The 3,970-nt window shown below is 63.6% G+C and carries 3 protein-coding genes, 1 tRNA gene and 1 pseudogene; 2 read left to right on the forward strand and 3 right to left on the reverse strand.

Annotated elements, in window-relative coordinates:
• The first annotated feature begins 96 nt into the window (after nt 1–96).
• The gene (gene mpl / locus AC2VLV_RS16090; protein ID WP_486990939.1) at nt 97–1,476 is read left to right on the forward strand and encodes a UDP-N-acetylmuramate:L-alanyl-gamma-D-glutamyl-meso-diaminopimelate ligase; all 1,380 of its coding nucleotides are present in this window, start codon (nt 97–99) and stop codon (nt 1,474–1,476) included.
• 10 nt (nt 1,477–1,486) lie between these two features.
• Entirely contained in the window at nt 1,487–2,590 is a 1,104-nt protein-coding gene (aroC, locus tag AC2VLV_RS16095; RefSeq protein WP_486990940.1) for a chorismate synthase, read from the forward strand.
• A 50-nt stretch (nt 2,591–2,640) separates the two neighbouring features.
• On the opposite strand, the gene AC2VLV_RS16100 is transcribed toward aroC, so the two are convergent.
• The 3 genes and pseudogenes from AC2VLV_RS16100 to AC2VLV_RS16110 form a co-directional block, all read right to left on the reverse strand.
• Nucleotides 2,641–3,501 carry an OST-HTH/LOTUS domain-containing protein gene (locus AC2VLV_RS16100; protein WP_486990941.1) on the reverse strand — a complete coding sequence of 287 codons (861 nt, stop codon included), beginning with the start codon at nt 3,499–3,501 and terminating at the stop codon, nt 2,641–2,643.
• Between the two features lie 131 nt (nt 3,502–3,632).
• Nucleotides 3,633–3,707: transfer RNA gene (locus tag AC2VLV_RS16105), tRNA-Arg, on the reverse strand.
• A gap of 33 nt (nt 3,708–3,740) precedes the next feature.
• Nucleotides 3,741–3,970: pseudogene (locus AC2VLV_RS16110) on the reverse strand (1-acyl-sn-glycerol-3-phosphate acyltransferase); the annotation flags it as partial.

The raw sequence follows: 3,970 nt of genomic DNA on the forward strand, positions 1-3,970 counted from the left end.
GGCTATGGGCCTGCAAATCCGGCAAAAACTGTCCAAGCTGGGCCCCATTTTCGCTTTCGACGACCAAAGCCCGACAGGCTCCTAGAATCTGCCGCCATGCATATTCATATTCTTGGCATTTGCGGCACCTTCATGGGCGGTTTGGCGGCGCTGGCGAAGGAATCCGGGCACCGCGTGACCGGCTGCGACGCGCAGGTCTATCCGCCCATGAGCACGCAGTTGCAGCAGCTGGGCATCGAACTGGTCGAGGGCTACGGCGCCGATCAGCTCGCTCTCAAGCCCGATCTGTGGGTCATCGGCAATGTGGTGTCGCGCGGCAATGCGTTGATGGAGGCGATTCTCGATGCCGGGCAGCCTTACATCAGCGGGCCGCAGTGGCTGGCCGAACATGTGCTGCAGGGCCGCTGGACGCTGGCAGTTGCGGGCACGCACGGCAAGACGACCACCACCTCGATGCTGGCGCACATTCTCGACGTCGCCGGGCTGAAGCCCGGCTTTCTCATCGGCGGCGTGCCGCTGGACTTTGGCCAATCGGCGCGGCTGGGGCAAGACTTTTTTGTTATCGAAGCCGACGAATACGACACCGCCTTTTTCGACAAGCGCTCCAAGTTCGTGCATTACCGCCCGCGTACCTCGGTGCTCAACAATCTGGAGTTCGACCACGCCGACATCTTCCCCGATCTCACCGCCATCGAAACCCAGTTTCACCATCTGGTGCGCACCGTGCCGCGCAGCGGGCAGCTTGTGGTCAACGCCCGCTCGGATGCCTTGCAGCGCGTGCTCGCGCGCGGCTGCTGGAGCGAGGTGGTGCATTTCGATGACGCCGAGAACGGCTGGAGCGCGCAGGGCGGCGAGCAGCAGTTTGAGGTGCGGCTGCGCGGCAAACGCATGGGCGAGGTGCGCTGGAACCAAACCGGCGCACACAACCGCAGCAATGCCCTGGCCGCCATTGCCGCGGCCCAGCATGCCGGTGTGTTTGCCGACGAAGCCTGCGCCGCGCTGTGCAGCTTTCAGGGCGTGAAACGACGTATGGAGCTGCGCGGCACGGCGAACGGCGTGCAGGTCATCGACGATTTCGCCCATCACCCCACGGCCTTGGCCACCACGATTGCCGGGCTGCGGCATCGCATGCAGACCGATTCCCATGCCGCTTCAGGCCGCATTCTGGCGGTGTTCGAGCCGCGTTCCAACACCATGAAACTCGGTGCGATGAAGGCGCTGCTGCCTGGCGCCCTGGCCGACGCCGACCTGAGCTTTGGTTACGCCGGTGGCTTGGGCTGGAATCTCGCCGAAGCGCTGCAGCCGCTGGGCGACAAGGCGCAGGCGTTCGACGATCTCGGCGCGCTGGTGGCTGCGGTGGCCGCTGCCGCACGCCCCGGCGACCGCGTGCTGGTGATGAGCAACGGCGGCTTTGGCGGGGTGCACGACAAGCTGCTCGACGCCTTGCAAGCGCGCGACCTTCCCCCTCAACCCTGAAAGTCCTCCCATGTCCGGCAACACCCTCGGCCTGCTGTTTGCAGTCACCACCTTCGGCGAATCCCACGGCCCGGCCATCGGTTGCGTCATCGACGGCTGCCCGCCGGGCATGGCGTTGAGCGAGGCCGACATCCAGCCCGATCTTGACCGCCGCCGCCCCGGCACCAGCCGCCATGTGACGCAGCGGCAGGAAGCCGATCAGGTGGAAATCCTCTCCGGCGTGTTCGAGGGCAAGACCACCGGCACGCCCATCGCCCTGCTCATCCGCAATACCGACCAGCGCAGCAAGGACTACGGCAACATCCTCGACACCTTCCGCCCCGGCCATGCCGACTACACCTACTGGCGCAAGTACGGCCTGCGCGACCCGCGTGGCGGCGGGCGCTCCTCCGCACGGCTGACCGCGCCCATCGTCGCCGCCGGTGCGGTGGCCAAGAAGTGGCTGGCCGCGCACCACGGCGTGATGGTTCGCGCCTGCATGACCCAGCTAGGTGAAATGCCCATCGCCTTCCAGACCTGGGACGCGGTGCATCAGAACCCGTTTTTCTCGCCCAACGCCGACATCGTGCCCGAGCTGGAGGCGTATATGGACGCGCTGCGCAAATCGGGCGACTCGGTCGGCGCGCGCATCATGGTGGCCGCCAGCGGCGTGCCCGCAGGCTGGGGCGAGCCCCTGTATGACAAGCTCGATGCCGACATCGCCCACGCCTTGATGGGCCTGAACGCCGTCAAGGGCGTGGAGATCGGCGCGGGCTTCGCCAGCGTGGCGCAGAAGGGCACGCAGCATGGCGATGAACTCACCCCGCAGGGCTTCACCTCCAACAACGCCGGCGGCGTGCTTGGCGGCATCAGCACCGGGCAAGACGTGGTGGCCTCCATCGCCATCAAGCCCACATCGAGCATCCGTCTGCCGCGCCAGTCGGTGGACATGCACAACGCCCCCACCACGGTGGAAACCCACGGCCGGCACGACCCCTGCGTGGGCATCCGCGCCGCGCCCATCGCCGAAGCGCTGGTGGCCATCATCCTCATCGACCACGCCCTGCGCCACCGCGCGCAATGCGGCGACGTGCAATTCGACGTGCCGCCGATTGCGGGGCGGAGCCAGGGTTAATCCACCTGCAGTCTGCACGCTAATCCTGAACCTGTGTGGGGTATCAAGCGCTACGATTTTTTGAATCGGTACCAAGCCTCTCGCTGGCCATGTGTTTCAAAATATTGAAGCTCGAAAAGTCGAGATTCGTGGATGACTTGTTGCCAACTCTTGCAACCATACTTGGCGGGATGCTGATCGGGATGCCTTTGCGCAATCCATCGCGCGGCGGCGATGACCGAAGTCCAATTTTGGATAGCCAACCCATCAGCCGCCTCACGCAACGCGCAAACAATTCCCGCTGCGGGCCAATCCACCGAGCCATCCGGCGCAATGCCGTTGATCACAAGATCGTGGAAGACATCTGACTGGATAAATTTCTCCATGACGCGCTTGCTCCGCACCATCTCCTCTGCCCAGCCTCGCAATTGCGTGTAGTGTCGATTGATGAGCTGGTAGGCCGCTTCCAAGAACTGTTGTGCGCCACGACATCCATTCAGATGCCGAAGATCGTGCTGTTCGACGAAGTGATGCACCAGGTTATTTCGCAGCACGACCAATTCCTTCAGATCGTTCTGCGCCTTGTCGAAATCCTTGGCCCGCATTGGCAATTGGGCATTCATCTTGACCGAGGGTTTATCGTCGTGGGGATCTGGTTTGGCGGCTATTTCTTGTTCGCTGCAGACGATATACGTTTCGAGCAGCGTGCCGACCAATGTTCCCAGCGTTTTGCCGCCAGCATCCGCTATGCGCTCATCCAGATCCGACTTGAGGGGTGATTCTGACGCGGAGATTTCGTGGTGGGCCACGACGGCTTTCATCAATTGCTCGTACTGCTGCAGACGAATGATGCATCGGCCCATCATCCCTTGCACCTTGTGTTGCAGCGTCGGCAGATCCTCATCAGCCGGTGGGGTCGGCGTGTCTGTCATGGTTCGCTTCGTTGTATCGACGATTGCCCGTTTGATGCGCGCAGACCAAACCTGTCAAGGGCCCAGTGGGATTCTGGTCTATATGTAGCAACCATGGGTCGCGTCAATGCTGGATCTGCAGATCCTCCATCTGGTCCCGCCGACAGGAATCGAACCTGTATTTGCCGCTTAGGAGGCAGCCGTTCTATCCATTGAACTACGGCGAGGTGTGCGCCCGAATTGTAGGGGCTCGCCCGGGTTCAGCGGCTGTCGCGCAGGCGCTGGTGGAGGTGCTCGGCAATGGCGTCGCGGGTTTGTTGGGTGAGGGCGCGGCGGGTCGGGGCGCGCAGCGGGGGCAGGTAGTCGACTTCGACGCGCAGGGGGGCGGCGGCACTCATGCGCCACAGGCTGCCGACCATGGTTTCATCGCCGACATACGAGGCGGCGCGGCTGAAGCGGCCGCTGCGCTGGTCGGCGTAGAACAGCAGCA

The sequence above is a fragment of the Thiomonas sp. TH-17 genome (assembly GCF_057473305.1).

Coding starts and splice junctions, on each gene's coding strand:
- mpl (WP_486990939.1), top strand. CDS start 97: ATGCATATTCATATTCTTGGCATTTGCGGCACCTTCATGGGCGGTTTG.
- aroC (WP_486990940.1), top strand. CDS start 1,487: ATGTCCGGCAACACCCTCGGCCTGCTGTTTGCAGTCACCACCTTCGGC.
- AC2VLV_RS16100 (WP_486990941.1), bottom strand. CDS start 3,501: ATGACAGACACGCCGACCCCACCGGCTGATGAGGATCTGCCGACGCTG.